This is a genomic window from Pseudomonas sp. H2_A10, from assembly GCF_054680085.1.
Map to the genome: position 1 here is coordinate 1,680,593 of NZ_CP162821.1, position 25,740 is coordinate 1,706,332.

The 25,740-nt window shown below is 62.4% G+C and carries 24 protein-coding genes and 1 pseudogene; 12 read left to right on the plus strand and 13 right to left on the minus strand.

The genetic code is table 11. The features are described 5' to 3' along the window. Positions 1 to 126: 126 nt before the first annotated feature. On the minus strand, positions 127 to 435 hold the full coding sequence (locus tag AB4O23_RS07775; RefSeq protein WP_135196724.1) for a DUF3077 domain-containing protein: 309 nt from the start codon (positions 433 to 435) through the stop codon (positions 127 to 129). 493 nt (positions 436 to 928) lie between these two features. Beyond that, complete coding sequence (locus AB4O23_RS07780) at positions 929 to 1,390, minus strand: Lrp/AsnC family transcriptional regulator (RefSeq protein WP_017528902.1); 462 nt, start codon at positions 1,388 to 1,390, stop codon at positions 929 to 931. A gap of 159 nt (positions 1,391 to 1,549) precedes the next feature. Here AB4O23_RS07780 and yedA point away from each other — a divergent pair, with 159 nt between their 5' ends. Together yedA and AB4O23_RS07790 are read left to right on the plus strand one after the other, a co-directional pair. Continuing rightward, entirely contained in the window at positions 1,550 to 2,446 is an 897-nt protein-coding gene (gene yedA, locus AB4O23_RS07785) for a drug/metabolite exporter YedA (RefSeq protein WP_135196725.1), read from the plus strand. Positions 2,447 to 2,494: 48 nt separating this feature from the next. After that, positions 2,495 to 3,829 (plus strand): DEAD/DEAH box helicase, encoded by a 1,335-nt coding sequence (locus AB4O23_RS07790; protein WP_017528900.1) that lies wholly within the window; start codon positions 2,495 to 2,497, stop codon positions 3,827 to 3,829. Positions 3,830 to 3,913: 84 nt separating this feature from the next. Here AB4O23_RS07790 and AB4O23_RS07795 read toward each other — a convergent pair whose 3' ends face one another. Continuing rightward, a complete protein-coding gene (locus AB4O23_RS07795) occupies positions 3,914 to 5,140 on the minus strand; it encodes a TIGR03862 family flavoprotein (protein WP_135196726.1) in 1,227 nt (408 codons plus the stop codon). 172 nt (positions 5,141 to 5,312) lie between these two features. After that, positions 5,313 to 6,234, minus strand: a pseudogene (locus AB4O23_RS07800) (histone deacetylase family protein). A gap of 76 nt (positions 6,235 to 6,310) precedes the next feature. Here AB4O23_RS07800 and AB4O23_RS07805 point away from each other — a divergent pair. Genes AB4O23_RS07805 through AB4O23_RS07815 form a run of 3 tightly spaced genes read left to right on the plus strand, consistent with a single transcriptional unit; the run spans position 6,311 to position 8,372 of the window. Continuing rightward, positions 6,311 to 6,880, plus strand: a complete 570-nt coding sequence (locus AB4O23_RS07805) for a GNAT family N-acetyltransferase (protein ID WP_017528897.1) — start codon at positions 6,311 to 6,313, stop codon at positions 6,878 to 6,880. Between the two features lie 38 nt (positions 6,881 to 6,918). Further along, a complete protein-coding gene (tesB, locus tag AB4O23_RS07810; protein WP_017528896.1) occupies positions 6,919 to 7,788 on the plus strand; it encodes an acyl-CoA thioesterase II in 870 nt (289 codons plus the stop codon). Next, positions 7,785 to 8,372 carry an HAD family hydrolase gene (locus AB4O23_RS07815; protein WP_065876751.1) on the plus strand — a complete coding sequence of 196 codons (588 nt, stop codon included), beginning with the start codon at positions 7,785 to 7,787 and terminating at the stop codon, positions 8,370 to 8,372. The genes tesB and AB4O23_RS07815 overlap by 4 nt, the downstream gene beginning before the upstream one ends. A gap of 60 nt (positions 8,373 to 8,432) precedes the next feature. Here AB4O23_RS07815 and AB4O23_RS07820 read toward each other — a convergent pair whose 3' ends face one another. From AB4O23_RS07820 to AB4O23_RS07830, 3 genes are read right to left on the minus strand one after another with little or no spacing between them, the layout of a single operon-like run. After that, on the minus strand, positions 8,433 to 9,413 hold the full coding sequence (locus AB4O23_RS07820) for an alpha/beta hydrolase (RefSeq protein ID WP_460069938.1): 981 nt from the start codon (positions 9,411 to 9,413) through the stop codon (positions 8,433 to 8,435). Further along, a complete protein-coding gene (gene ypfJ / locus AB4O23_RS07825) occupies positions 9,414 to 10,301 on the minus strand; it encodes a KPN_02809 family neutral zinc metallopeptidase (RefSeq protein WP_017528893.1) in 888 nt (295 codons plus the stop codon). Between the two features lie 56 nt (positions 10,302 to 10,357). Next, the gene (locus tag AB4O23_RS07830; RefSeq protein ID WP_017528892.1) at positions 10,358 to 10,771 is read right to left on the minus strand and encodes a membrane lipoprotein lipid attachment site-containing protein; all 414 of its coding nucleotides are present in this window, start codon (positions 10,769 to 10,771) and stop codon (positions 10,358 to 10,360) included. A gap of 195 nt (positions 10,772 to 10,966) precedes the next feature. Between AB4O23_RS07830 and AB4O23_RS07835 the strand changes: the two genes are divergently transcribed. Beyond that, positions 10,967 to 11,845, plus strand: a complete 879-nt coding sequence (locus AB4O23_RS07835; protein WP_017528891.1) for a DMT family transporter — start codon at positions 10,967 to 10,969, stop codon at positions 11,843 to 11,845. A 1-nt stretch (position 11,846) separates the two neighbouring features. On the opposite strand, the gene AB4O23_RS07840 is transcribed toward AB4O23_RS07835, so the two are convergent. After that, entirely contained in the window at positions 11,847 to 13,181 is a 1,335-nt protein-coding gene (locus AB4O23_RS07840; RefSeq protein ID WP_460069936.1) for an MFS transporter, read from the minus strand. Between the two features lie 223 nt (positions 13,182 to 13,404). Between AB4O23_RS07840 and quiC the strand changes: the two genes are divergently transcribed. Both quiC and AB4O23_RS07850 read left to right on the plus strand, forming a co-directional pair. After that, entirely contained in the window at positions 13,405 to 15,306 is a 1,902-nt protein-coding gene (quiC, locus tag AB4O23_RS07845; RefSeq protein ID WP_068935225.1) for a 3-dehydroshikimate dehydratase QuiC, read from the plus strand. A 77-nt stretch (positions 15,307 to 15,383) separates the two neighbouring features. Continuing rightward, entirely contained in the window at positions 15,384 to 16,049 is a 666-nt protein-coding gene (locus AB4O23_RS07850; protein WP_017528888.1) for a TetR/AcrR family transcriptional regulator, read from the plus strand. An 85-nt stretch (positions 16,050 to 16,134) separates the two neighbouring features. Here AB4O23_RS07850 and AB4O23_RS07855 read toward each other — a convergent pair whose 3' ends face one another. From AB4O23_RS07855 to AB4O23_RS07870, 4 genes are all read right to left on the minus strand, one after another. Then, a complete protein-coding gene (locus AB4O23_RS07855) occupies positions 16,135 to 16,983 on the minus strand; it encodes a shikimate dehydrogenase (RefSeq protein ID WP_460085085.1) in 849 nt (282 codons plus the stop codon). Beyond that, complete coding sequence (aroQ, locus tag AB4O23_RS07860) at positions 16,980 to 17,429, minus strand: type II 3-dehydroquinate dehydratase (protein ID WP_460062793.1); 450 nt, start codon at positions 17,427 to 17,429, stop codon at positions 16,980 to 16,982. The genes AB4O23_RS07855 and aroQ overlap by 4 nt, the downstream gene beginning before the upstream one ends. A 158-nt stretch (positions 17,430 to 17,587) precedes the next feature. Further along, positions 17,588 to 18,667, minus strand: a complete 1,080-nt coding sequence (gene trmA, locus AB4O23_RS07865) for a tRNA (uridine(54)-C5)-methyltransferase TrmA (protein ID WP_460062795.1) — start codon at positions 18,665 to 18,667, stop codon at positions 17,588 to 17,590. Then, positions 18,664 to 19,959, minus strand: coding sequence for an NCS2 family permease (locus tag AB4O23_RS07870; RefSeq protein WP_017528884.1), 1,296 nt, complete (start codon positions 19,957 to 19,959; stop codon positions 18,664 to 18,666). The genes trmA and AB4O23_RS07870 overlap by 4 nt, the downstream gene beginning before the upstream one ends. A 188-nt stretch (positions 19,960 to 20,147) precedes the next feature. Here AB4O23_RS07870 and AB4O23_RS07875 point away from each other — a divergent pair, with 188 nt between their 5' ends. The 4 genes from AB4O23_RS07875 (at position 20,148) to AB4O23_RS07890 (ending at position 24,363) form a co-directional block, all read left to right on the plus strand. Next, positions 20,148 to 20,594: a DUF4879 domain-containing protein gene (locus AB4O23_RS07875; protein ID WP_116079184.1), complete on the plus strand. Its 447-nt coding sequence runs from the start codon at positions 20,148 to 20,150 to the stop codon at positions 20,592 to 20,594. A gap of 96 nt (positions 20,595 to 20,690) precedes the next feature. Continuing rightward, entirely contained in the window at positions 20,691 to 21,197 is a 507-nt protein-coding gene (locus AB4O23_RS07880) for a (2Fe-2S)-binding protein (RefSeq protein WP_017528882.1), read from the plus strand. After that, positions 21,194 to 22,183 carry an FAD binding domain-containing protein gene (locus AB4O23_RS07885; RefSeq protein WP_068935223.1) on the plus strand — a complete coding sequence of 330 codons (990 nt, stop codon included), beginning with the start codon at positions 21,194 to 21,196 and terminating at the stop codon, positions 22,181 to 22,183. The genes AB4O23_RS07880 and AB4O23_RS07885 overlap by 4 nt, the downstream gene beginning before the upstream one ends. After that, the gene (locus tag AB4O23_RS07890; protein WP_460062799.1) at positions 22,180 to 24,363 is read left to right on the plus strand and encodes a xanthine dehydrogenase family protein molybdopterin-binding subunit; all 2,184 of its coding nucleotides are present in this window, start codon (positions 22,180 to 22,182) and stop codon (positions 24,361 to 24,363) included. Before AB4O23_RS07885 ends, AB4O23_RS07890 begins: the two co-directional genes overlap by 4 nt. 60 nt (positions 24,364 to 24,423) lie before the next feature. On the opposite strand, the gene AB4O23_RS07895 is transcribed toward AB4O23_RS07890, so the two are convergent. Next, positions 24,424 to 25,662, minus strand: a complete 1,239-nt coding sequence (locus AB4O23_RS07895) for an MFS transporter (RefSeq protein WP_017528879.1) — start codon at positions 25,660 to 25,662, stop codon at positions 24,424 to 24,426. Between the last annotated feature and the right edge of the window lie 78 nt (positions 25,663 to 25,740).

Sequence of the window (25,740 nt, forward strand, 5' to 3'; positions counted from 1 at the left end):
CAAGAACACTGGAGGTCCAAATGTGGGAGGGGGCTTGCTCCCGATAGCAGTGTGTCAGGCAATGTATTTGTCACTGACCCACCGCCATCGGGAGCAAGCCCCCTCCCACATGAAGTTATGCGGCGCCTATCGAGGCTGCGCACAGCCCAAGGCTTGGTCCACCACGCCTTTGGCCATCTCCACCAAATGCATCACCGCCCGCTGCGGCGCCTTCATCACTTCACCCGAGGCATGCGCCGCTTCCACCGCGCAATGCAGCAAATCCGCCGCATGGGCGAGGGCGTCTTCCAGGCTCAGGTTGTCATTCAGGATGAAGGTCGGCGCATCCGGGGCGCACGCTTTGCGGTAATAGTCGATGGCACGGCGATGGAGCAGGGCGTCTTCGCTGGGGAAGTCGGCGTTGGGCTTGGGTGGATCGGGGGTGATTTTGACCATGTTGAAACTTCTCCGTCAGTTAAGAAGCTGCAACCGTTCGCTTGCACACGAATTAGGGTGGCAGCAGTACGCGGGTGTGCAAGACCGAGACGGAGTCCGGTAGATCCGAAGACCTCCCGCGTACAGCTGCCATGACACTTAGCGCCTGAGATAAACCCAGGCGTAGAGAGTTAAGGCTATGCGTATTACCGTCGTCGGACTTGCACGTCCGATCACCGAAAACTCGATGACGGAGCGAGACTAGCTACCGAATCCGACGGAAACAAGGCCGTGGAATTCTCTCGGAAACGTCCCGCAAATGAAAGGGATTGGTCTTGCTGGCCATCGAAACACTGCGCGGTGGATGGCTTTTTTATGTGTCGTCAGAACAGTCAGTAGGTTAAGTCCTGCACTGCTATCGGAGCCTTCCGTTTTTTTAATCGAGGGCGATTTCAACAGACCTTTTGAAGGAGTTCACAAGTGTGGGAGGGGGCTTGCTCCCGATCGCGATCGCTCAGCCACCACTTTTCCCATTGCCCTCCAACTGCCCCAACGGCACGCGCCGTTCTATCGCGCTCGACAAAATAATCGAAGTTTTGCTGAAGCCGAACTTGGCTATCCGGTTGATCAAATTCTCAAGCTCAGGCATCGAGCCCACCGCGGCTTGCATGATCACGCACGGGTCGCCGGTTACCCGGTGGCATTCGGTCAGTTCGGGGATTTCGGCGAGGGCGTCGTAGACCTTTTGGCTGCCATGATTGGTCAGCCGCAGTTCAATCACGCATTGAATCGGCAACCCCACTTTGGATAAGTCCACCTTGGCCTGGTACCCGGTGATCACCCCACTGGCCTCCAGCTTGGCCACGCGCTCGGCCACGGCGGGGGCGGAGAGGTTTACCGTGCGGGCCAGTTGCGCATAGGAGGCGCGGCCGTCTTCGAGCAGGGCGCTGAGGAGCATACGATCGTATTTGTCCATAATAAGGCTCCAATTGCGCGTGGCTTTCGAAAGCACGGGTTATAGCCTTCATAACCATGCTTTGAAAAGTGTATGGGCGGTTTAAACAGGTTTTGTAACTTATGTTTATTCTCCTTCGTTTCTAGAATAAGCCTCCCACTCCTGCCATAGAGCCGCCCAATGCCTGGCCCACGTCGCTTTCCCTTACCGTTGATCGCCGCCTTTTTTGCGCTGTATGTGATCTGGGGTTCCACCTACCTGGTGATTCGCATCGGCGTGGAATACTGGCCGCCGCTGTTGCTAGCGGGTATCCGGTTCTGCACGGCGGGGGCGTTGATGTACGGCTATCTCAGATGGCGCGGCGTGCCGGCGCCGACCTGGCCGCAATGGAAGGCTGCCGGGATGATCGGCATCTTGCTGCTCACCTTCGGTAATGGCGCGGTCAGCGTGGCCGAACACACGGGCGTGTCATCCGGGGTGGCCGCGCTAGCGGTGGCGACGGTGCCGCTGTTCACCTTGCTGTGCGGGTACTTCTGGGGCGCGCGTAATACGCGCCTGGAATGGGCCGGGGTGATCCTGGGCATTGTCGGCATTGCCATGCTCAACATGGGCAGCACCTTGCAATCGAGCCCGATGGGCGCCGCGTTGCTGTTGTTCGCGGCGGCCTCCTGGGCGTTCGGCTCGGTATGGAGCCGGCATTTGCCGCTGCCCCAGGGCGCCATGGCCAGCGCGGCGGAGATGCTGGTGGCCGGTGTGGCACTGTTGATCGGCAGCGCGGTGTCCGGTGAACACCTGCAGGCCATGCCGCCGCTGGAAGGCTGGCTGGCGCTGGCCTACTTGACGGTGTTCGGTTCGATCATCGCCTTCAACGCCTATATGTACCTGCTCAAGCACGTGCGCCCGGCGGCGGCGACCAGCTATGCCTATGTGAACCCGGCGGTGGCAGTGTTGCTGGGGATCGTGTTCGTGGGCGAAACCATCGGCGTGGAAGAAGCCCTGGCGATGCTGGTGATCATCAGCGCGGTGCTGCTGATCAGCCTGCCGCAGTGGCGCAAGCCGAAGCCGGAAATAAGGTAAACTGCGGCGCAATTGCGACCTTGCGCTGAATTTTCCTACGGTAACTACATGACTTTCGCCACCCTTGGCCTGATCGAACCCTTGCTGCGCGCCCTTGAGACGCTTGGCTACCAGACCCCGACGCCGGTGCAGGCGCAAGCCATTCCGGCGGTGCTGGCCGGTCGCGACCTGATGGCCGCGGCCCAGACCGGCACCGGCAAGACCGCCGGTTTCGCCTTGCCGCTGCTGCAACTGCTGACCATGGAAGGGCCGAAAGTCGCCGCTAACTCGGCGCGCGCGTTAATCCTCTGCCCCACCCGGGAGCTGGCCGAGCAAGTACACGCCAGCGTCGCCGAATACGCGCAACACCTGCCGCTGACCACCTACGCGGTGTACGGCGGCGTGAGCATCAACCCGCAGATGATGAAGCTGCGCAAGGGCGTCGACATTTTGGTCGCCACGCCTGGCCGCCTGATCGACCTGTTCCGCCAGAACGCGCTGAAACTCAACCAGCTGCAAACCCTGGTGCTGGATGAAGCCGACCGCATGCTCGACCTGGGCTTTTCCGAAGAGCTGGCGAACATCTATCGCATGCTGCCGAAAAAGCGCCAGACCCTGCTGTTCTCCGCGACCTTCTCCGACGACATCCGCCTGTTGGCCGGGCAGATGCTCAACGACCCGCTGAGCATCGAAGTCAGCCCGCGCAACGTCGCCGCCAACACCGTGAAGCAATGGGTGGTGCCGGTGGACAAGAAGCGCAAGCCGGAGTTGTTCGTCCACCTGATGCGCAAAGGTCGCTGGAAGCAGGTGCTGGTGTTCGCCAAGACCCGCAACGGCGTGGATGCGCTGGTGGACAAGTTACAGGGCTTGGGCATCAACGCCGACGGCATCCATGGCGACAAACCCCAGGCGACCCGCCAGCGTGCCCTGGACCGTTTCAAGGCCAGCGAAGTGCAGATCCTGGTAGCCACCGACGTAGCCGCCCGTGGCCTGGATATCGAAGACCTGCCGCTGGTGGTCAATTTCGACCTGCCGATCGTCGCCGAAGACTACATCCACCGCATCGGCCGTACCGGTCGTGCGGGCAACACCGGTGAGGCGATTTCCCTGGTGTGCGCTGATGAAGTGAACATGCTGTCGGCCATCGAGATGCTCACTCGTCAGACCCTGACCCGCAAAATGGAAGCCGACTTCGAACCGGAACACCGCGTGCCGGACACCGATGCCAGCGGGCAAGTGGTGAAGAAGCCGAAAAAACCGAAGAAGCCTAAAACCTCCGGTGGCGGCGGTAAGCGCAACCTGGGCAAGTGGGTGGACAGTGGGGACGCCGCGCCGGTGGAGCCGTCGATCAAGCCGGTGCGCAAGGTGCCAGTGTTTAATACCGGGCCGCGTAAGAAGAAGTGATTTTGCGGTGTGGCTGATGGCTTCATCGGGGGCAAGTCGAACCGTCGCACCGCCCCCGATGTCGGACTTGAGTTCACCGAAGTCTCAAGGGTTCAACCACTCCAACATCCCCCGTCCAGCCGCCCGCCCGCTGGCAAAGCACCCCGTCAGCAAATACCCCCCAGTCGGCGCCTCCCAATCCAGCATCTCCCCCGCACAAAACACCCCCGGCAATTGCTTGAGCATCAACCGCTCATCCAGCGCCTCAAACGGCACGCCACCGGCGGTACTGATCGCCTCATCTATCGGCCGCGTCTTCACCAGCCTCAACGGCAACGCCTTGATATCCACCGCCAACTGCGCCGGATCGTTGAAGTGCTCAGCCGGCGTCAGTTCGCGCAACAACGCGGCCTTGACCCCATCCAACCCCAACTGGCTGTGCAAATGCTTGCTCATCGACCGCGAGCCACGCGGCTTGGCCAGGGCGGCCCGGACCTTGTCCAACGGTTTGCTCGGCAACAAATCGATATGCACCGTCGCCGAACCGTCGCGGTTGATCGTCTCGCGAATCGGCGCCGACAGCGCATAGATCAGGCTGCCTTCGATGCCCGTGGCGGTGATGACACACTCGCCCAGTCGAGGCGCGTCGTCCCCCAGGCCGATGGCGACGTTCTTCAACGGCGCGCCGGCGAATTTGCTGACCATCAGTTCGCTCCAGGCAGACACGTCGAAGCCGCAATTGCTCGGCTGCAGGCGAACATAGGGCACGCCTTTGCCCTCCAGCAGGTTAAGCCACGCCCCGTCGGAGCCCAGGCGCGACCAGCTGCCACCGCCCAACGCCAACAGCACGGCAGCGCTGTGGACAACTTTTTCGCCGTCCGGGCTGTGGATAAGTAAACCGCCCTCGGCATTCCAGCCCACCCAGCGATGCCGGGTGTGGATAACCACGCCCTGGTCGCGCAGGCGTTTGAGCCAGGCACGCAACAGCGGGGCGGCTTTCATATCGGTAGGAAATACGCGGCCGGAAGTGCCGACAAAGGTTTGGATGCCCAGACCATGGATCCATTCGCACAATGCCTGGGCACCAAACCCACGCAGCAACGGCGCCATCTGCGGTGCGCGTTCGGCGTAGCGCGACACAAAAGCCGGGTAGGCTTCGGAGTGGGTGATGTTCATGCCGCCCACGCCGGCCAGCAGGAACTTGCGCCCCACCGAAGGCATGCCGTCGTACAGGTCCACGCGCACCCCGGCCTGGCTCAAGACTTCGGCGGCCATCAGCCCGGCTGGGCCGCCGCCGATAATAGTGACGTGTGGAGGTGCGGTGTGAGGCATGGGCAAGGCTACACGGGCTGTGAATAAGCCGAGCATTCTACCGGACGGAGCGGCGGCTGCCTGATCAAAAAATGTACACTTTCCTACAAGCCTTATGGCGGCTCGCTCTCAGCCGCTTACGCTCAAGTTATCCACAGGCCGTTCCACAGCCATTGTGGGTAACGCTCACAGCTCAATGACAACCTGATGACGTCCACACCCGTTGCGCGCTGTGGTGCAGGATGCCGTGGCGGCGCGCCAGGGCGGGGCGGTCCTTGCTGTAGCCGCCGCCGATCACGCCCATCACCGGAATGTCGCGGCCCAGGCAATGGCGCATCACGCTTTCATCGCGGGCGGCCACGCCGGCGTCTGTCAGTTTGAGGTAGCCCAGGGCGTCGTCTTTATGCACATCCACACCGGCGTCGTACAGCACCAGGTCGGGCTGGTAGAGCGGCAGCAGGTAGTTGAGGGCATCGTCGACCACCTTGAGGTAGTCGGCGTCGCCCATGCCCATGGGCAACGGGATGTCCCAGTCGCTGTGGGCCTTGCGTGCCGGGAAGTTCTTTTCGCAGTGCAGCGACACGGTGATCGCCTCCGGCGTGTCGTGCAGGATGCGTGCGGTGCCGTCCCCTTGATGCACGTCGCAGTCGAAGATCAGCACGCGGTTGACCCGGCCGCTGGCCAGCAGGTAGCGGCTGATCACCGCGAGGTCATTGAAGATGCAAAAGCCCGCCGGGTAATCGTAATGCGCGTGATGGGTACCGCCCGCCAGGTGACGAGGCCAGGCCGTGTTCCAGCGCCTGCTCGGCGGCCAGTATCGAACCGCCCACCGCTCGTACGGTGCGCCGGGCCAGGGCTTCGCTCCAGGGCAGGCCGAGGCGGCGCTGGTCTTCGCGGGACAACTCGCCGCTCATGTAGCGCTCGATATACCCAGGTTCATGGGCCAGGGCCAGAATGTCCGCCGGGCATAGCGGCGGGCGCAGCAGTTGGCTGTCCTGGGTCAGGCCGCTGTCCACCAGGTGGTCGCGCAACAGGCGAAATTTGTCCATGGGGAACCGGTGGTCCGGCGGGAACTCGGGGCTGTAGTCGTCGTGGTAGATCAATGGCAAAGGCATGGGATTTTCTGACGGGAAACTGCGAAGGATCTTACCAGCGCTGTACACTCACGCACATGGCAAGGGGAGGGGACCCATGGAGCCGATACTCGAATTGGAAAGCGCGCGTCTGGTGCTGCGCCCATGGCGCGACACCGACTTGCCGGAGTTTGCGCGCATGTGCGCCGACCCGCAGGTGATGCGCTATTTCCCGGCCAAGCTCAGCCACCTGGAAAGCGCTGCGCTGATCGGGCGGATCCGCGGCCACTTCGCCGAATACGGCTTTGGCTTTTGGGCGTTGCAGCGTAAGGACACGGGTGAGTTCATCGGCCTGACCGGTTTGCAGAACGTCAACTTTGAAGCCGGCTTTACCCCGGCAGTGGAAATTGGCTGGCGCCTGGCTCGCGAGCATTGGGGCCTGGGTTACGCCAGTGAGGCGGCCTGGACCGCACTGCGCTGTGGTTTCGACCGTTTGCAGTTGGATGAAATTGTCGCCTTTACCACGGAGGCCAATCAGCCCTCACAAAAAGTCATGCAGGCCATCGGTATGCATTACGATCCGCAGGCAGATTTTGCACACCCCAAGGTCGCAGCCGATGACCCGCTGCGCCCGCATGTTTTGTACCGCATCACCCGCGCCCAATGGTTGGACACGCTGCACGGATAAGCAGCCCGGAATGCCCCATAGATTGTAGGAGTTGCTCTATGAGCCAAGTATTGGAAGATCTGGTGGACTTGCTGACCCTGGAGCCGATCGAGGAAAACCTCTTTCGCGGCCGCAGCCAGGACCTGGGTTTTCGTCAACTGTTCGGCGGCCAGGTGCTCGGCCAGTCGTTGTCGGCGGCCAGCCAGACCGTCGAAGAAGCACGCCACGTGCATTCGTTGCACGGTTATTTCCTGCGCCCCGGCGATGCGGCGTTGCCGGTGGTGTACTCGGTGGACCGCGTGCGCGATGGCGGCAGTTTCAGCACGCGCCGCGTCACGGCGATCCAGAAGGGCCACCCGATCTTCACCTGCAGCGCATCGTTCCAGTACGACGAAAAAGGCTTTGAGCATCAAACCACCATGCCCGTGGTGGTCGGCCCGGAAAACCTGCCGTCGGAGCTTGAGCTGACCCAGCAGCGCGCGCACCTGATCCCCGAGCACATGCGCGAAAAGCTGCTGTGCCCCAAGCCGATCGAAGTGCGCCCGGTCACCGAAAAAGACCCGTTCAACCCGCAGCCGTCCGACCCGGTCAAATACGTGTGGTTTCGCGCCGACGGTGCGCTGGCCGACACGCCGGCGCTGCATAAATACCTGTTGGCGTACGCCTCGGACTTCGGCCTGTTGACCACCTCGCTACTGCCGCATGGCAAGACCGTGTGGCAAAAAGACATGCAGGTCGCCAGCCTCGACCATGCGCTGTGGTTCCACGCCGACCTGCGCGCCGATGACTGGTTGCTGTATGCCATGGACAGCCCGTGGGCCGGCAATTCCCGCGGATTCTCGCGTGGCAGTGTGTACAACCGCGCCGGCCAACTGGTGGCATCGGTGACCCAGGAAGGGTTGATTCGCCATCGCAAGGATTGGGCATGAGCCTGAGCGACGTTAAGCACTGGGTATTTGATATGGACGGCACCCTCACGGTGGCCGTGCATGACTTTGCGGCCATCCGCGTGGCGCTGGAGATACCGCCCGAGGACGACATCCTCACCCATCTGGCCGCATTGCCCGCCGATGTTGCGGCGGCCAAGCATGCCTGGTTGCTGGAGCATGAGCGTGAGTTGGCGCTGGGCTCGGTGGCGGCCACTGGCGCGGTGGAGTTGGTGCGCGAATTGGCCAGTCGTGGGTATCGCCTGGGGATTCTGACGCGCAATGCGCAGGCATTGGCGCATGTGACGCTGGAAGCGATTGGCCTGGCAGAGTGTTTTGCCATCGACGACATACTCGGCAGAGAGGATGCGCCGCCCAAGCCCGACCCGGGTGGGTTGTTGAAACTGGCGGCCGCGTGGGACGTGGCGCCGAGTGAGTTGGTGATGGTCGGCGATTACCGTTTTGACCTGGATTGCGGTCGGGCGGCGGGCGCCCGCACGGTGCTGGTCAACCTGCCGGACAACCCCTGGCCGGAGTTGGCGGATTGGCATGCACCAGACTGCACGGTACTGCGCCGAATGATTTAGCCCAGTCAATAAAGATCAAATGTGGGGGCAAGCCCCCTCCCACATTTTGAGCCGGTTTCTTCAGGGGTTATTGGGGAACAGCGCCTTTTGCCCCTCCGGCGAGGTAAACATCCTATCCCCGTCATGCCCCACCCCCGGCACTTCCACCAGCTTCTGGCGCAGTTGCGGATGGCGCAGCGTGAGATAGTCAAAGTAGTGGTGTCCGCGAATCAATCGATACGCGCCCTGGGTCTCGGCTTCGCAGCCTTTGTCCAGCGCCGGGTGGTTGGGGTTGGTGTCTTGCTGGCCCAGCAGGTAGGTGATGTCCCGTGACACATAGACCTGTTCCAGATGTTGCGGGCTCTGGCCATGGGCGTAGGCGGGCAGGTGCTGCATGCCGTACTTCCAGTCGTTGAAACCCGGGCACAGGGTTGCGTCGAACTGGACCGGGCGTTGCGGGCTGAAGTAGGCGTAGGACGAAGGGTTGGCCACCACATAGCGCAGGCGGATGCCTTCGGCTTGCAGAGTCGGGTGGTCGTGACCGGTGAGGGCGAAGCGCTGGACGACTTGCCCGCCGCCGGAATGCCCGGCCACTACGATTTCCTTGAGCGCCGGGAACAGTGTGCGGTTGCCCAGGTGCTTGATGAGTTGGTCCAGCACGCCGTAAGAACTGAGTTGGCCAGGGCCGACCGACGGCTCGCCAGCCATCCAGCTGTTGCCGTTCCAGCGCAATACCTGTTGACCCAACGCGTGGCGCCTCACATCGGCGTTGTTGAGAAACTGCGGTGCAATCACCAGGGTCGCGGCGCCAACCCCCGCGTGTTCAGCGGCCTCCTTGCCGCTTTGCAGGTAGGTCTGCGCATTGCGCAAGCGGCCATGCACGATGATCAACGCGCGGGTCACGCGGGGCAGCGGCTGGCGCCAGTCCTGGCTCAGGCCCAGGCTGAGGTCGCCGACCTGCAGGTGGAACCGCTCGGGGCTGACCACCGCGACGCCATGCTCGGCGGCCAGGGTTGAACACGAGACCAGAACCCCCAGCAGCACACCCCATGGTTTATTCATTTAAAGGCTCTTGGCGGCAAACGTATCGCATTGAGTGATCTGGCCCTGGGCGAAGCCGGTCTTGAACCAGCGCACCCGCTGCGCCGAAGTGCCGTGGGTAAACGAGTCCGGCACCACGCGGCCCTGACCCTGCTGTTGCAAATGGTCATCGCCAATGGCGTTGGCCGCGTTCAGGGCTTCTTCGATGTCGCCGGGCTCCAGCCAGTTCAAGCGTTTTTGCGCGCGGTTGGCCCACACGCCGGCAAAGCAGTCGGCTTGCAGTTCCTGGCGTACCAATAGGCCGCCGTCGCCTTGCATCTGTCGGCCTTGCTGGCGCGCGGCCTGGATCTTGGACGAGATGCCCAGCAGGGTCTGCACGTGGTGCCCCACTTCGTGAGCGATCACGTAAGCCTGGGCAAAGTCGCCGGCGGCCTGGAAGCGTTGCGACATTTCCCGGAAGAAGTCCAGGTCCAGGTACACCTGTTGATCCGCCGGGCAATAAAACGGGCCAGTGGCCGAGGTGGCGCCACCGCAGGCGGAATTGACCCGGCCACGGAACAGGATCAGTTTCGGGTTCTTGTAGGCCAGGCCGTTTTCCTGGAACACCTGGGCCCAGGTGTCTTCAGTGTCGCCCAGCACCGCACGCACGAAATCGGCCTGCTCATCGTTGGCCGGCGGCGCCTGGCGCGTCTGTGTGCTGACCGACGGCGCCTGTTCCATCTGGCCGGTCAATTGGCCGAGGATCTGCAGCGGGTCCTGGCCGGTCAGCCAGCCGATGCCGACGATCAGCACAATCGCCGTGAGGCTCAGGCCCTTGCCGCCACCAAAGCGCATGCCGCCACCACCGCCGCCACTGTCATCCCGCGCATCCACCACGTTGTCGCTGCGTCGGCCTTTTTTCCATAGCATGGGGCAATCCTCTTGATGAACGGTCCTACAAAGTTATGGGTGGAGTATGGCCGTTATTAGCGGCAATACCCTTCACCGGTGTTCACGATCAAACAGTCTTTTTTATCGGCCAGCCACTTCAGGCCGGTGGCTTCGCCGTCGCCGGCCCGCAGCAGTTGTGGGCCGTCCGGGCGTACGAAGGCGATGCCCTCTTCATTGGCTTCACCCTTGAAGGTGCCGCTGTCGGTGGCGTCGAGGCCGTATTGCATGGTGAGCCGATAATGGCCACGGCCGATGGCGTCGTCCTTGGCGATGGTCAGGTTCAGGCCTTCGACGCCAACCCATTGGCCGACCCACTTATCGGTGGGCGGGTGTTCCGGTACCAGGGTGGCTTGTACCGACGCCGGCGCGGGTTTTGGCGCGTCCTTGGCTTGCTCGTTACAGGCGGTAAGCAGGGCAAGGGCAGACACAACAAAGAAGATTTTTTTCATAGCAAAGCCTTGGTTGAAAAGTGTGCAGCGCGGGGGCGGGCGTGCAGGGTTGGACTCGAATCCGCTGATTTAGTGCGCTGTTCGCCCGGTGTTTGGTTATGCTCTTGGGGCAGACTCCGGCCCGGCTGCTAGATTACCGGGTTAGCGCTACCTCGTTCAGTGCTCAGTGTTCCGCTCGCCACGCAAGAGAATTCCATGACTGTCAGTACCCCACTTTCCGGCGTCAACCACCCCTTTAAAGGCATCCTGCTGATTGTGCTGGCGACGTTCCTGTTTTCCAGCCACGACGCCTTGTCCAAATACCTGGCCGGGTTCTACCCGATCGTGATGGTGGTGTGGGCGCGGTATGTGGTGCACACCTTGCTGATGGCCGGCATCTTCCTGCCGCAATCGGGCCTGCGCGTGCTGCGCAGCAAACGGCCCGGTATGCAGGTGGTGCGGGCGTTGTGCCTGTTGGGCACCAGTCTGTTTTTTACCAGCGCCTTGCATTACATCCCCCTGGCGGAAGCCACGGCGGTGAACTTCCTCGCACCGATCCTGGTGACGGCTCTCTCGGTGCCGCTGCTGGGCGAACACGTCACGCGCGGCCAATGGCTGGCGGTGATCTGCGGGTTTGTCGGCGTGCTGGTGATCATCCATCCCGGCGGCGAGCTGTTCACCCCGGCGGTGCTGCTGCCATTGTGTTCGGCGATGTTCTTCTGCTTTTACCAGTTGCTCACACGCATCCTCAGCCAATACGACACGCCCACTACCAGCAACTTCTTTGCCGGGCTGTGCAATACCCTGGTGATGAGTGCGATGGTGCCGTTCTTCTGGCAGGTGCCGACGCTGTGGCACGGCGTGTTGATGCTGGCGCTGGGCACGTGCGGGATGACCGCGCACTTGATGCTGACCCAGGCGTTCCGCTTTGCGGCGCCGGCCTTGCTGGCGCCGTTCGGCTATTGCCAGATCGTGTTTGCGGGGTTGTTGGGCTGGCTGGTATTCAGCCATACCCCCGACATGACCACGGTGGCCGGTATCGGGGTGATCTGCATGAGCGGGTTGGCCGCTGCCTGGCAGCAGCGGCGTCGTTGAATTACACGTCTACCGAAGGAATCTTGCGCGGCGCCATGAAGTACATCCACGTCAGCGCAATGAAGTACATCGCCGGAATCAGGGTGAACAACACGGTGTAGTTGTTGTTGGTCACGGTGAGGATATGGCCGACGATCTGGGTCATGAACATGCCGCCGATGGCCGCGCACATGCCGCCGAAGCCGAACACCGTGCTCATCATGTGCTTGGGCGTGTAGTCCATCACCAGGCTCCAGATGTTGGCCGTCCAGGCCTGATGCGCGCCGATGGCCAGGGAGATCGCAAATACCGCGACCCACAGTTGGCTGGAACCGGCCGCCATGATCACGCCCACGATGCAGCAGGCAAACAGCAGCATCGATAGCAGCCGCGCCTTGATTGGGTTCATCCCGCGGCCGATCAGGAATGACGACAGGATGCCACCGCCCACACTGCCGAAGTCGGCGGTCAGGTAGATGATGATCAGCGGGATGCCCATTTGGGTCACGTTGATGCCCAGGTTGTATTGCTGGTTCAGGAACGGCGGCAGCCAATACAGGTAGAACCAGAACACCGGCGCGGTCAGCGCATAGGCGATGGCGAACGCCCAGGTGCCGCGCATGCGCAGGATGCGGCTGAACGGGACGCCGGGTTGTTCCGGCTCGGCGTGCTGTTGCACGTAGTCCAGTTCCGATTGTTTGACGGTTGGGTGCTCTTCCGGGTTGTAGTATTTCAGCCCCCAGAACACCAGCCAGATCGCGCCGAGCGATGCCATGCACAAGAACGCCGCCTGCCAGCCCCACACATGCAGGATCAACGGCAGCAGCATCGGCGTCATCATCGCGCCGACGTTGGTGCCGGCGTTGAAGATACCGGTGGCCACCGCGCGCTCACCCGCCGGGAACCACAGGCGTGTGGTCTTGACGCAGGCCGGGTAGTTGGCGGCCTCGGTCAGCCCGAGGATAAAGCGGCACACCATAAAGCCGACGGCCGAGGTGGCCAGGCCGTGGGCGCCGGTGGCCAGGCTCCACAGCAGCACCGCGCAAAAGAACACGCGTTTCACGCCGACGCGGTCGATCAAGCGGCCTTGCAGCACAAAGCCGATCGCATAACCCACCTGGAACCAGAAGTTGATGTTGGCGTAGTCCATCGCCGTCCAGCTCATTTCTTTGGCGAGGATAGGTTGCATCACGCCCAACGCGGCGCGGTCGATGTAGTTGAGGGTGGTGGCGAAAAACACCAGGGCCAGCATGCCCCAGCGGGTTTTGCCTACGGCCATGGCGCCGCGGATCTTGTCGCCGATGCCGGCGTGCGGGGTGCCGGGGCGCGAGGCCAGGGCGGAGTTTTGCAGAGGCATGTGGTTGTACCCGTTTTTTGAAATTTTTATGGTGTGTTCTGGGTCTTTTTCTTACAGGTAGAAGCGAAGTCGATGGTGCGCAGTGGCTAAAAAATCGTCAATTCGCTATGGGGCATTGTGTTCGATAATCGCACTGAAAACTAACCGGTTCGTACATTTTAATTGCTGCGCGTAGGCTGGCGGCGAATAATTTGCCACAAACAACAATTGCCGGGAGTCGCCCATGCAACGTTCCATCGCCACTGTGTCCTTGAGCGGCACCCTGCCGGAAAAGCTCGAAGCCATTGCCGCCGCCGGGTTTGATGGGGTCGAGATCTTTGAAAACGACTTGTTGTATTACGACGGCAGCCCGCGCGAAGTTAAGCAAATGTGCGCCGACCTGGGTATCGCTATCACGCTGTTCCAGCCGTTCCGCGACTTTGAAGGCTGCCGACGCGACCGCCTGGCGCGCAACCTGGAGCGCGCCGAGCGCAAGTTCGACCTGATGCAGGAACTGGGCACCGACCTGGTGCTGGTGTGCAGCAACGCCGCGGCGGATTCGGTGGGCGATGAACGTATTCTGCTCGACGACCTCAGCCTGTTGGCCGAACATGCCGGCCGCCGAGGTTTGCGCATCGGCTATGAAGCGCTGGCCTGGGGCAGGCATGTGAACACCTGGCAGCAGGTGTGGAACCTGGTGCGTCAGGTCGATCACCCCAGCCTGGGCGTGTTGCTCGACAGTTTCCACACCTTGTCGCTCAAGGGCGACCCGAGTGCCATCGCCCAGATCCCCGGCGATAAGATCTTCTTCGTGCAAATGGCCGACGCGCCGATCCTGGCCATGGACGTGCTGGAGTGGAGCCGGCATTTTCGCTGCTTCCCTGGCCAGGGTGAATTTGACCTGGCGGGCTTCCTCGCGCCGATCATCAAGAGTGGCTACACCGGGCCGTTGTCCCTGGAAATTTTCAACGATGGCTTCCGCGCCGCGCCGACCCGCGCGAATGCCGCCGATGGCCTGCGATCGCTGCTGTACCTGGAAGAGAAAACCCGCGAACGGCTGGCCGAGGAGCAGCCCGCCGCGCCGCTGGATATCCTCTTCGAAACCCCGGCGGCCAGCGAGTACGACGGCATTGAGTTTCTTGAGTTCGCCGTGGATGAAAACCTTGGCGCCAAGCTGACCCATTGGCTGGAGCGTCTGGGTTTCGTCAAGGCCGGGCAGCACCGTTCCAAGAGCGTGAGCCTGTTGCGCCAGGGCGATATCAACTTGATCCTCAATTGCGAGCCCTATTCCTTCGCGCATAATTTTTTCGAAGCCCATGGGCCGTCGTTGTGCGCCACCGCCATCCGGGTCAAGGACAGTGCCAAGGCCCTGGAACGAGCGGTGGCCTACAAGGGCCAGCCCTATCGTGGCCTGGTCGGGCCCAACGAACTGGAACTTGCGGCCGTGCGCGCGCCGGATGGCAGCCTGATTTACCTGGTAGACCAAGGCGAAGGCGGGCTGTACGACACCGATTTCAACCTGCAACCGGCCGCGACCGATGGCGGTGGCCTGCTGCGCATCGACCATATGGCCATGGCCTTGCCGGCCGACAGCCTCGACAGTTGGGTGCTGTTCTACAAGAGCCTGCTGGATTTCGAAGCCGATGACGAAGTGGTGCTGCCCGACCCGTATGGCCTGGTTAAAAGCCGCGCATTGCGTAGCCGCTGCAGCTCGATTCGCCTGCCCCTGAACATCTCCGAGAACCGCAACACCGCCATTTCCCACGCGCTGTCGAGCTATCGCGGCTCTGGCGTGCACCATATTGCCTTCGACTGTGCGGATATTTTCGCCGAGGTGCGCCGCGCCAAAGAGGCCGGCGTACCGCTGCTGGACATCCCGCTCAACTACTACGACGACCTGGCGGCGCGTTTCGACTTTGACGATGAGTTCCTCAGCGAACTGGCGTACTACAACGTGTTGTACGACCGTGACGCCCAGGGCGGTGAGTTATTTCACGTGTACACCGAACCGTTCGAAGGGCGGTTTTTCTTCGAAATCATCCAGCGCAAGCACGGCTATGCCGGCTACGGAGCGGCCAACGTGGCCGTGCGTCTGGCGGCGATGGCCAAATCGCGCAGCGGTGCCTTGCGCCAGGCGCGTTTATAACGGCGAGTCGAGCGCTTCCTTCGGCAGGCGCCGCGGCCCATAATCAGCGCCTGCACAACAATGGCCGTGAGCGCACCATGACCTCGAGTCCCGAACTCCCTGCGGTGTCAGACGCACCGCGCAAGAGTCGTAAGAACAACCCGGAAAAGACCCGCGAAAACATACTCCAGGAGGCTATTGCGGAGTTTGTCCAGCAGGGCCTTTCCGGGGCTCGGGTGGACGCCATCGCCGAGCGCATTCACACCTCCAAGCGCATGATCTATTACTACTTCGGTAGCAAGGAGCAGCTGTACGTCGAGGTGCTGGAGAAGCTCTACGGCGATATCCGCAATACCGAAACGCGCATGAACCTCACCGCGCTTGAACCGCGTGAGGCGATCCGGCGGTTGGTGGAATTCACCTTTGATCACCATGACCAGAACGTGGATTTTGTGCGGATCGTCAGCATCGAAAATATCCACAATGCCGAGTACGTGAAGCGCACCGACACGATCAAGGCGATGAACAGCAAGATCCTGGAAGGGCTGGGGGAGACCTTGCGCCGCGGGGCTGAAATGGGCGTATTCCGGGAAGGGCTGGAGCCGTTGGATGTGCACTTGCTGATCAACTCATTCAGCTTTTACCGGGTGTCCAACCGCCACACGTTCAGTGAGATCTTTCAGATCGAGCTGTCGGATGAGGCGGTTAAACAACGGCATCGCGAGATGATCTGTGAGTCGGTGTTGCGGTACCTGCAGGCCTGAATTCACCGCAGAACCTCATGTGAAAACTGGCTCAAAATGTGGGAGGGAGCAAGCCCCCTCCCACATTTGGATTTGGTTTCTACAGTCAGGTATTCATGCTCTTGAAGTGCGCCAACATCCGTTGCGCATCCGCCACCTCGCCACTGAACAACTCAAACGCCTTCACCGCCTGGAACACCGCCATGTTGCCGCCATCCAGCGTGCGGCAACCCAGGGCGCGGGCGTTGCGCAGCAGTTCGGTTTCGAGTGGGAAATACACGATTTCCGCAACCCACAATTGCGCCCGCAAGAAGGCTGCCGGCACCGGCATACCGGGCAGTTTGGCCATGCCCATTGGCGTGGTGTTGACCAGGCCATCCGCCTCGGTCAGGGCGTTTTCCAAATCCTGACCCACTTGCGCGCGGCCGCTGCCGAAACGCTGGGCGAGGTTATCCACAAGCTCGCGGGCACGCTGGGCATCCACGTCAAAAATACTCAAGTGCTCCACGCCTTCGGCCAGCAGTGCATGGGCCACCGCCGCGCCCGCGCCACCGGCGCCCATCTGCACCACGCGCCGGCGCGGCGCATCACTCAGGTTGCGTCGAAACCCTTCAGCAAACCCCAGGCAATCGGTGTTGTGGCCGATGCGTTTGCCGTCTTTGAACACCACCGTATTCACCGCGCCAATGCCCCTGGCTTCGTCGGACAGTTCATCGAGCAACGGCAGGATCGCCTGTTTGCACGGGTAGGTAATGTTCAGCCCGGTAAAGTGCATCTGCTCGGCGGCGCGTAGGAGGTCGGGCAGGGCGTTGATGTCCAGGCCCAGGGGCTCAAGGTCGATGAGACGGTACAGGTAACGCAAGCCTTGGGCGTCGCCTTCCTGTTCATGCAGGGCTGGGGTGCGGGAGGCTTGGATACCGGCGCCGATCAGGCCGGCGAGGATGCGCGATTTCATTGAGCTGAACCCTTGAGCAACCGGCTGAAATGTTCCAGGGCCAGGTGGTAACCATGGCTGCCAAAGCCTGCGAGCACTGCCTTGGCGATGGGCGACACGAACGAGTGATGACGAAACGCCTCACGTGCATGCACGTTGGATAAATGCACTTCGATCACCGGCACTTCACTGGCCACCAGCGCATCGCAGATCGCTACCGAGGTGTGGGTCCAGGCCGCCGGGTTGATCACGATGCCGGCGCAACGTTCGCGGGCGCCGTGGATCCACTCGAGCAATTCACCTTCGTGGTTGGTCTGGCGAAATTCGATCTTCAGCCCGAGTTTTTCGGCGCTGCGCCCGCACAGGGCGGCGACGTCGGCCAGGGTTTCGTGGCCATAGGTGGCGGGCTCGCGGGTGCCGAGCAGGTTGAGGTTGGGGCCGTTGAGCACCAGCACGATAGGCGGCATCAGATGTATCTCCACAGGTCTTGTTCGTTGTGGGGATAAAATGTACTGAATGGTTAATTTGGTCAATTAAAGGCGGCGGATGTGTTCGATTATCGAACCTTTAATCAGCCGCCGGAACAGCGCCGCTCTCACATGTCGGGCGGCGGTGTGCGTCGGGTTTATCGCCGGGTCAGCAACACCCCGGATTCCATATGGTGCGTCCATGGGAACTGGTCAAACAGCGCACAGCGGGTAATGCGGTGCGTGTCATGCAGTTGCGCGATGTTCGCCGCCAAGGTTTGCGGGTTGCAGGAGATGTACAGGATGTTGTCGAAGCGTCGGGTCAGTTCGCAGGTGTCCGGGTCCATGCCGGCGCGTGGCGGGTCGACGAATACGCTACCGAACTCGTAACTCTTCAGGTCGATGCCGTGCAAGCGCCGGAAGGGGCGCACGTCGTTGAGCGCTTCGGTGAGTTCTTCGGCGGAGAGGCGCACCAGGTTGACGTTACCCACCGCGTTTTCATCGAGGTTGCTCAAGGCTGCGTTGACCGAAGTCTTGCTGATTTCGGTGGCTAGCACTTTGCGTACGCGGGTCGCCAGCGGCAGGGTGAAGTTGCCGTTGCCGCAATACAGCTCCAGCAAGTCATCCGGGCGCTCGCCCAACGCTTCGTAGGCCCAGTTGAGCATCTTCTGGTTTACCGTGCCGTTGGGCTGGGTGAACGCGCCTTCAGGTTGGCGGTAGCTGAAGGTGCGCCCGCCAACCTCGAGTTTTTCCACCACGTAGTCGTGGCCGATCACATCGCGCTTGCCCTTGGAGCGGCCGATGATGCTCACGTTCAGGTCGGCCGCGAGTTTGTTCGCCGCCGTGTGCCAATGCTCATCCAGCGGGCGGTGATAGCACAGGGTGATCATTGCGTCGCCCGCCAGTGTGGTGAGGAACTCCACCTGGAACAGCTTGTGGCTCAGGGCGGCGCTGGCCTGCCAGGCGGCCTTGAGCTGCGGCATCAATTGGTTGATGCGCTGGCTGGCGATGGGGAGCTCTTCGATCAGGATCGGCGTGCGCTTGTCGTCCTGGGAAAACATCGCGTAGTGGCGCTCGCCGGCTTCGCGCCACAGGCGGAACTCCGCCCGCAGGCGAAAGTGCTGCAGGGGCGAGTCGAATACCTGCGGTTCGGGCGCGTCGAACGGTGCCAGCAGGTCACGCAGGCGCGTGACCTTGTCTTGCAGTTGCGCGGTGTAGTGTGCGGCGTCAAAAGTCATGCGTTGAACCAGCCCAGCTTGATCACAAACAGAATCGACAGAATCACCAGCGCCGGGTTCAGCTCACGGTAGCGGCCCGAAAGCAGCTTGATGGCGGTCCAGGCGATGAAACCGAAGGCGATGCCGTTGGCGATGGAGTAAGTGAAGGGCATCGCCAGGGCGGTGATCACCACCGGCGCGGCCACAGTAATGTCATCCCAGTCGATTTCGGCCAGGCCCTGGGTCATCAGCACCGCCACGAACAGCAGCGCCGGCGCGGTGGCGAAGGCCGGTACGCTGGCGGCCAGCGGCGAGAAGAACAACGCCAGCAGGAACAGGATCGCGACCACGATGGCCGTCAGGCCGGTTCGGCCACCGGCACTCACGCCCGCGGCGGATTCGATGTAACTGGTGGTGGTCGAGGTGCCCAGCAGCGAGCCGGCCATGGCGGCGGTGCTGTCGGCGATCAGCGCACGGCCCATTTTCGGCATGTGGCCGTCCTTGCTCATCAGGCCGGCGCGCTTGGCGACGCCGATCAGGGTGCCGGAGTTGTCGAACAGATCGACGAACAGGAAGGCGAAGATCACGCTGACCAGGCCGATATCCAGCGCGCCCTTGATATCCAGCTGCAGGAAGGTCGGGGCCAGGGAGGGTGGCATCGAGGTCACGCCGCCGAACGGGGTCACGCCCAATACGATGGAGGCGATGGTGACCGCGAGAATACCGATCAACACCGCACCGCGCACGGCCAGGGCTTCCAGTGCGACGATCAGCACGAAACCGAGGGTGGCGAGGATGGGGGCGGCTTTTGTCAGGTCGCCCAGGCCAACCATGGTGGCCGGGTTGCTGACCACGATCTGCGCGTTGTGCAGTGCGATCAACGCGAGGAACAGGCCGATACCGGCGGCAATCGCCGAGCGCAGGGGCAGGGGGATGGCGTTGATGATCCACTCACGGATACGGAAGATCGACAGCAGGAAGAACAGCACCGCCGAAATAAAGACCGCCCCCAACGCCACCTGCCAGGTGTGGCCCATGTGCAGCACCACGGTGTAGGTAAAGAAGGCGTTGAGGCCCATGCCCGGCGCGAGCGCAATCGGGTAGTTGGCGATCAGGCCCATCACGGTGGAACCGATGGCGGCCGCCAGGCAAGTCGCGACGAACACCGCGCCCTTGTCCATGCCGGTTTCGCCGAGGATGCTCGGGTTCACGAACAGGATGTAGGCCATGGCCAGGAATGTCGTGATACCCGCGAGGATCTCGGTGCGCACGTTGGTGTTGTGTGCCTTGAGTTGAAACAGCTTTTCCAGCATGCCGGCTCCCTGTGACGCTATTTTGCGTCGTGATTTGTTGACCTCTAAGTCAAAGCACAAACTGCGCCAAGCGCCTGTGGTTTCAGAGAGGATCGGAAAAAGCGGCGCATCATACCAGCAGCCGAGGCTGTGTGGCGCATGGCCTTGAGGCATACTGCGCCGACGTTCAACAGCGGGTCATCGACAGCATGAAAAAAGCCAACGCGTGGAGTCTAGCCCTGATCCCTTGTCTCGGCCTGTGGCTGGGCGCGGCACCAGCGTGGAGCGCGACTGCACCGGCCTTGAGCGAGGTGCGCGTGTTCAAGGTCGAATCGGCGCGGTGCACGGAAACCATCCCGGAGCGCGCCGGCAGCACCCAGATGTGCACCCACCGTGGGCCTACCAAGGTGTCGGTGATGGAGGTGGGCCTGGGCAACAACCCGGTCGGCCTGTTCAACGGCGCGGTACTCAACGGCCAGCGCACGGCGGTGTGCCAGGTCGGTAACATCAGCCAGGCCTGCAATGGCGCGGGCACCTTGATGGGCTACATCTATGTGTTTGACCTGGACGTCGAGGCCCAGGGCTGGTTCGAATACAGCAACTCCTCGATCAACCCCCCGCGCAACACCCTGAAAACCCAGCTCAATATCCACTGATCAATCAGCTTGAACGCTCAAAACCCCGGGAAGTCGTACCCCTTGAGACGGCGGTTTCCCTGAACGCCGCGGACGTACACCAATCGTGAGGTGTTTATGAGCGCGACCCCCAATGGCGCGGCGGCCCAACCGTTCGTCGCCCACTCGATACGCTTGAGCTTGAATGGCCAGGATCGCCAATTGGACGTCCTGCCCTGGACCACCTTGCTCGACCTGCTGCGCGAACAACTCGACCTGGTCGGCAGTAAAAAGGGCTGCGATCACGGCCAATGTGGCGCCTGCACCGTGTTGCGCGACGGCAAGCGCATCAATGCCTGCCTGACCCTGGCGGTGATGTGCGATGGCGCCGAGCTGACCACCATCGAAGGCCTGGCCAACGGCGACCAACTGCACCCGATGCAGCAAGCCTTCATCAAGCATGACGCCTTCCAATGTGGCTACTGCACCCCCGGCCAGATCTGCTCCGCCGTCGGCCTGGCCAATGAAGGCCGTGCCCACGACACGGCGCAAATCCAGGAATTGATGAGTGGCAACCTGTGCCGCTGCGGCGCCTATTCCAATATCCGCGATGCCATTGAAGATGCCCTGGGAGGTGAGCGATGAATCCCTTCCATTACAGCAAGCCCGTTAATGTGCAGGAAGCTGTGCACCTGAGCAGCGGTGTGTCGCGCTTCATCGCCGGCGGCACCAACCTGCTGGACCTGATGAAAGAGAACATCAGCCACCCTGAGCACCTGATCGACATCACTGGCCTGCCGCTGCATGACATCCAGCAAACCGCCGACGGCGGCCTGCGCATCGGCGCGCTGGTGAGCAATGCCGACCTGGCCTGGCACCCCTTGATCGAACAGCGTTACCCCTTGCTGTCCCAGGCCATCCTGGCCGGGGCGTCGCCGCAACTGCGCAATATGGCCAGTACCGGTGGCAACCTGTTGCAACGCACCCGTTGCTATTACTTCTATGACGCCACGGTGCCCTGCAATAAGCGCGAGCCCGGCAGCGGCTGCCCGGCGCGCAGCGGTTTGAACCGCATCCATGCGATCCTCGGTGCCAGCGAGCAGTGTGTGGCCACTCACCCATCGGACATGTGCGTGGCCCTGGCGGCGCTGGAGGCGCGAGTGCATGTCGAAGGCCGCGCCGGCGCCAGGGTGATCGAGTTCGCCGACTTCCACCGCTTGCCCGGCGATGCACCGCAACGCGACAACCAATTGGCCGACGATGAACTGATCACCGCCATTGAACTGCCCGCCGATCAGTTGGCGCGGCACAGCCATTACCTCAAGGTCCGCGATCGCGCCTCCTATGCCTTCGCCTTGGTTTCCGTCGCCGCCGCGCTTGAACTGAACGGCGATGTGATCACCGATGCGCGCCTGGCCCTCGGCGGCGTGGCCCACAAACCCTGGCGTGACCGCGCAGTGGAAACCGCGTTGATCGGCCAGGCCGTCAGCCGCGAAACCTTCAGCAACGCCGCTGATGCCTTATTGCAAGACGCCGAGCCGCTGGAACACAACGGCTTCAAGATCAAGCTGGCGCGCCGCGCAATCATTCGCGCCTTGAGCGACGCCGCCGTCGCAGGAGAACAGCCATGAGTGCCATCGGCAAACCCCTGGACCGTGTCGACGGTGTGCTCAAGGTCACGGGCCAGGCGCGTTATGCAGCGGAATTTCCCGAAGACGGCCTGCTGCATGGCAGCGTGGTGTCCAGCAGCATTGCCAAAGGCCGGGTAACCCGTATCGATGCTTCAAAAGCCCTGGCACTGCCGGGTGTGGTGGACGTTATCCATCACCTCAACCGGCCGACAATCGCCAGCTACGACGACGCTTTTGCCGACGCCGATGCCGCCGATGGCTCGCCGTTTCGCCCGCTCTACAACGACCGCGTGCTCTACAGCGGGCAGCCGTTGGCCCTGGTGGTGGCAGACAACCTGGAACTGGCCCGGCATGCGGGCTCCCTGGTCGAAATCGAGTACGACCGCGACGCCTTCGAGACGGACCTGCTCACCCAGCAGGAGCGGGCCCACCCCTCACCGCAAACGCCGCCCGCGCCGCGCGGCAACTTCCAGGCCGAGTGGGCCGGCGCGGCCATCAGCCTCGATCTGCACTACAGCACGCCCATCGAACACCACAACCCCATGGAACCCCATGCCAGTACCGTGCTGTATCAGCCGGACGGCACGTTGCATATCCATGAAAAAACCCAGGGGCCGCAGAACTGCCAGGCCTATGTGCAAAAAGTCTTCGGCCTGGATAAAAGCCAGGTGCGCGTCTTCGCCGCGTTTGTCGGCGGTGCGTTCGGCTCGGGCCTGCGCCCGCAGTACCAACTGCCGCTGGCGGTGATGGCCGCGCTGGTGCTCAAGCGTTCGGTGCGTGTCACCCTCACGCGCCAGCAGATGTTCACCTTCGGCTACCGCCCACGCACCTTGCAGCGCCTGCAAGTGGGCGCGGCGGCCAACGGTCGGTTGCTGGCGCTGGGGCACACGGCGATTGGCCAGACCTCGCGCTTCGAAGACTTCAGCGAGCACGTGGTGGAGTGGAGCGGCATGCTCTACCACTGCGACAACGTGCAACTGACCTACAAACTGGTGCCGCTGGACGTGTTCACGCCGCTGGACATGCGCGCACCCGGCGCCGCCCTGGGGTTGATCGGCCTGGAATGCGCCATGGATGAACTGGCCTGCGCCCTGGCCATCGACCCGGTGCAACTGCGGCTGATCAACTATGCAGAGCGCAACGGCAACGAAGACAAACCCTGGTCGAGCAAAGCCCTGCGCGAATGCTACCGCGAGGGCGCCGAGCGGTTCGGCTGGAAGCAGCGCAACCCGGAACCGCGCAGCATGCGCGATGGCCGCCAGTTGATCGGCTGGGGCATGGCCGGCGGCGTGTGGGAGGCCATGCAAATGAAGGCCAGCGCCAAGGCGCGTATCGACACTGAAGGCAAACTGACGGTCAGCAGCGCGACCACGGATATCGGCACCGGTACCTACACGGTGATGACCCAGATTGCGGCGCAAGCCAGCGGTGTGGCCATGGGTGATGTGAGCTTCCTGCTCGGCGATTCCTCACTGCCCACCGCGCCGCTGCAGGGCGGCTCGTTTACCGTGTCGTCGGTGGGCACCGCCGTGCAGCAAGCCTGCGAAGCGTTGACGGCCAAACTGCTGGGCATCGCTCGGCAGACGTACCCGGTATTTAAGGAGGCCGAATCTGTGCGCTTTGAAGACGGCCAACTGCATACCGGTGATGTGAGTGTGTCGCTGGCGCAACTGGTCAAGGACAGTGGTCAAGCGACGCTGGAGGCACAGGTGGACAGCCAGCCCGACAAAAAACGCGAGGGCTATGCCACCGCCACTCATTCGGCGGTTTTTGTGGAAGTTCGCGTCGACGAAGACCTGGGCACTATCAAGGTCAGCCGGGTGGTCAGCGCGATTGCCGCCGGGCGGGTGGTCAATCCGAAAATGGCGCGCAGCCAGATCCTCGGCGGCGTGGTGTGGGGCATCGGCATGGCGTTGCATGAAGAAACCCAGGTCGACCACCGTTTGGGGCGCTACATGAACCACAGCCTGGCCGAGTATCACATCCCGGTGAATGCCGATATCGGCGAGATTGACGTGGTGTTTGTTCAAGAGCACGACGAGATCGTCAACGCCCTGGGGTCCAAGGGCGTGGGGGAGATCGGCATTGTCGGCGTGGCGGCGGCGGTGGCGAATGCGATCTACCACGCCACCGGCAAGCGGGTGCGGGAGTTTCCGATCACGTTGGATAAGGTGCTCTGAAAACACCGCACAACCCTTGTGGGAGGGGGCTTATTACCCAATAAGGTCGCGTGGTGACGCTCAGACTTTGGCTTCTTCCACCGGCACATGCATCCGGTCCCGATTCGCCAGCGTCGGAAACAGTTTGATCCACACCCCGGTCACCACCAGCGTACCGATGCCGCCCATCACCACCGCCGGCACGGTGCCGAACCAGTGCGCGGTGATGCCGGATTCGAACTCGCCCAATTGATTGGAGGCGCCGATAAACAGGCCGTTGACCGCACTGACCCGCCCGCGCATTTCGTCCGGTGTTTCCAGTTGCACGAACGACGCACGGATAACCATGCTGATCATGTCCGCCGCGCCCAGCACCACCAGCACCGCGAGGGAAAACCAGAACGAGGTGGACAGGCCGAAGGCAATGGTCGCCACGCCGAACACGCCGACGGCGGTGAACATCACGCGGCCCACCTGGCGGTCGACCGAGAAGCGCGCCAGCCACAATGACATCAACAACGCGCCCACCGCCGGTGCCGAACGCAACAGGCCCAGGCCCCAGGCGCCGGTCAGCAGGATGTCCTTGGCGAACACCGGCAGCAGCGCGGTGGCGCCGCCCAGCAGCACGGCGAACAGGTCGAGGGAAATCGCCCCGAGGATGTCGGGGCGGCTGCGGATAAAACGGATGCCGGCCAGCAGCGAATCCAGGGTCGCCTTGCCTTTGTTCAGCGGGGTCTGGCGGGCGGGCAGGTTGAGGGTCAGCAGGCAGGCGATGAGGTACAGCGCCACCGTGGGGCCATACACCCAGACGCTGCCGAACGCATAAAGCAAACCGCCGAGGGCCGGGGCCACGATGGTTGCCAGTTGCTGGGCTGATTGCGACGAAGCCACGGCCCTGGGGAACAGCGCGCTGGGCACAATGCTCGGCAGCAGCGCCTGGGTGGTGGGCATTTCGAACGAGCGTGCGGCGCCGAGCACGAAGGCCAGGATAAAAATCATCTCGCGGGTCACATTGCCGGTCAGGCCGCCGATGGCCAGGGACAGCGCGATCAACGCCTGCACGGTCTGGCAGATGGCCGCGACTTTGCGTCGCTCATAGCGATCGGCCACATGCCCGGTGTGCAGCATGAACAACACGCGGGGCACAAATTCCACCAGGCCGACCAAGCCTAGGTCCAGCACGTTGCCGGTCAGTTGGTAAAGGTTCCAGCCGATGGCCACGGTTAGCATCTGGAAGCCGCTGGCGGTGAAGATCCGCGCCAGCCAGAACGCGATGAAAGGGCGGTGGTGACGCAACAGCAACGCGGGTTCACTAGGCATCGGGAGTTCAGGTCAAGGCGGGAGGGAATGGCCAGATTAGCATCAAGCTGTAACAAATAGTTGCAAAGACTGATTCGA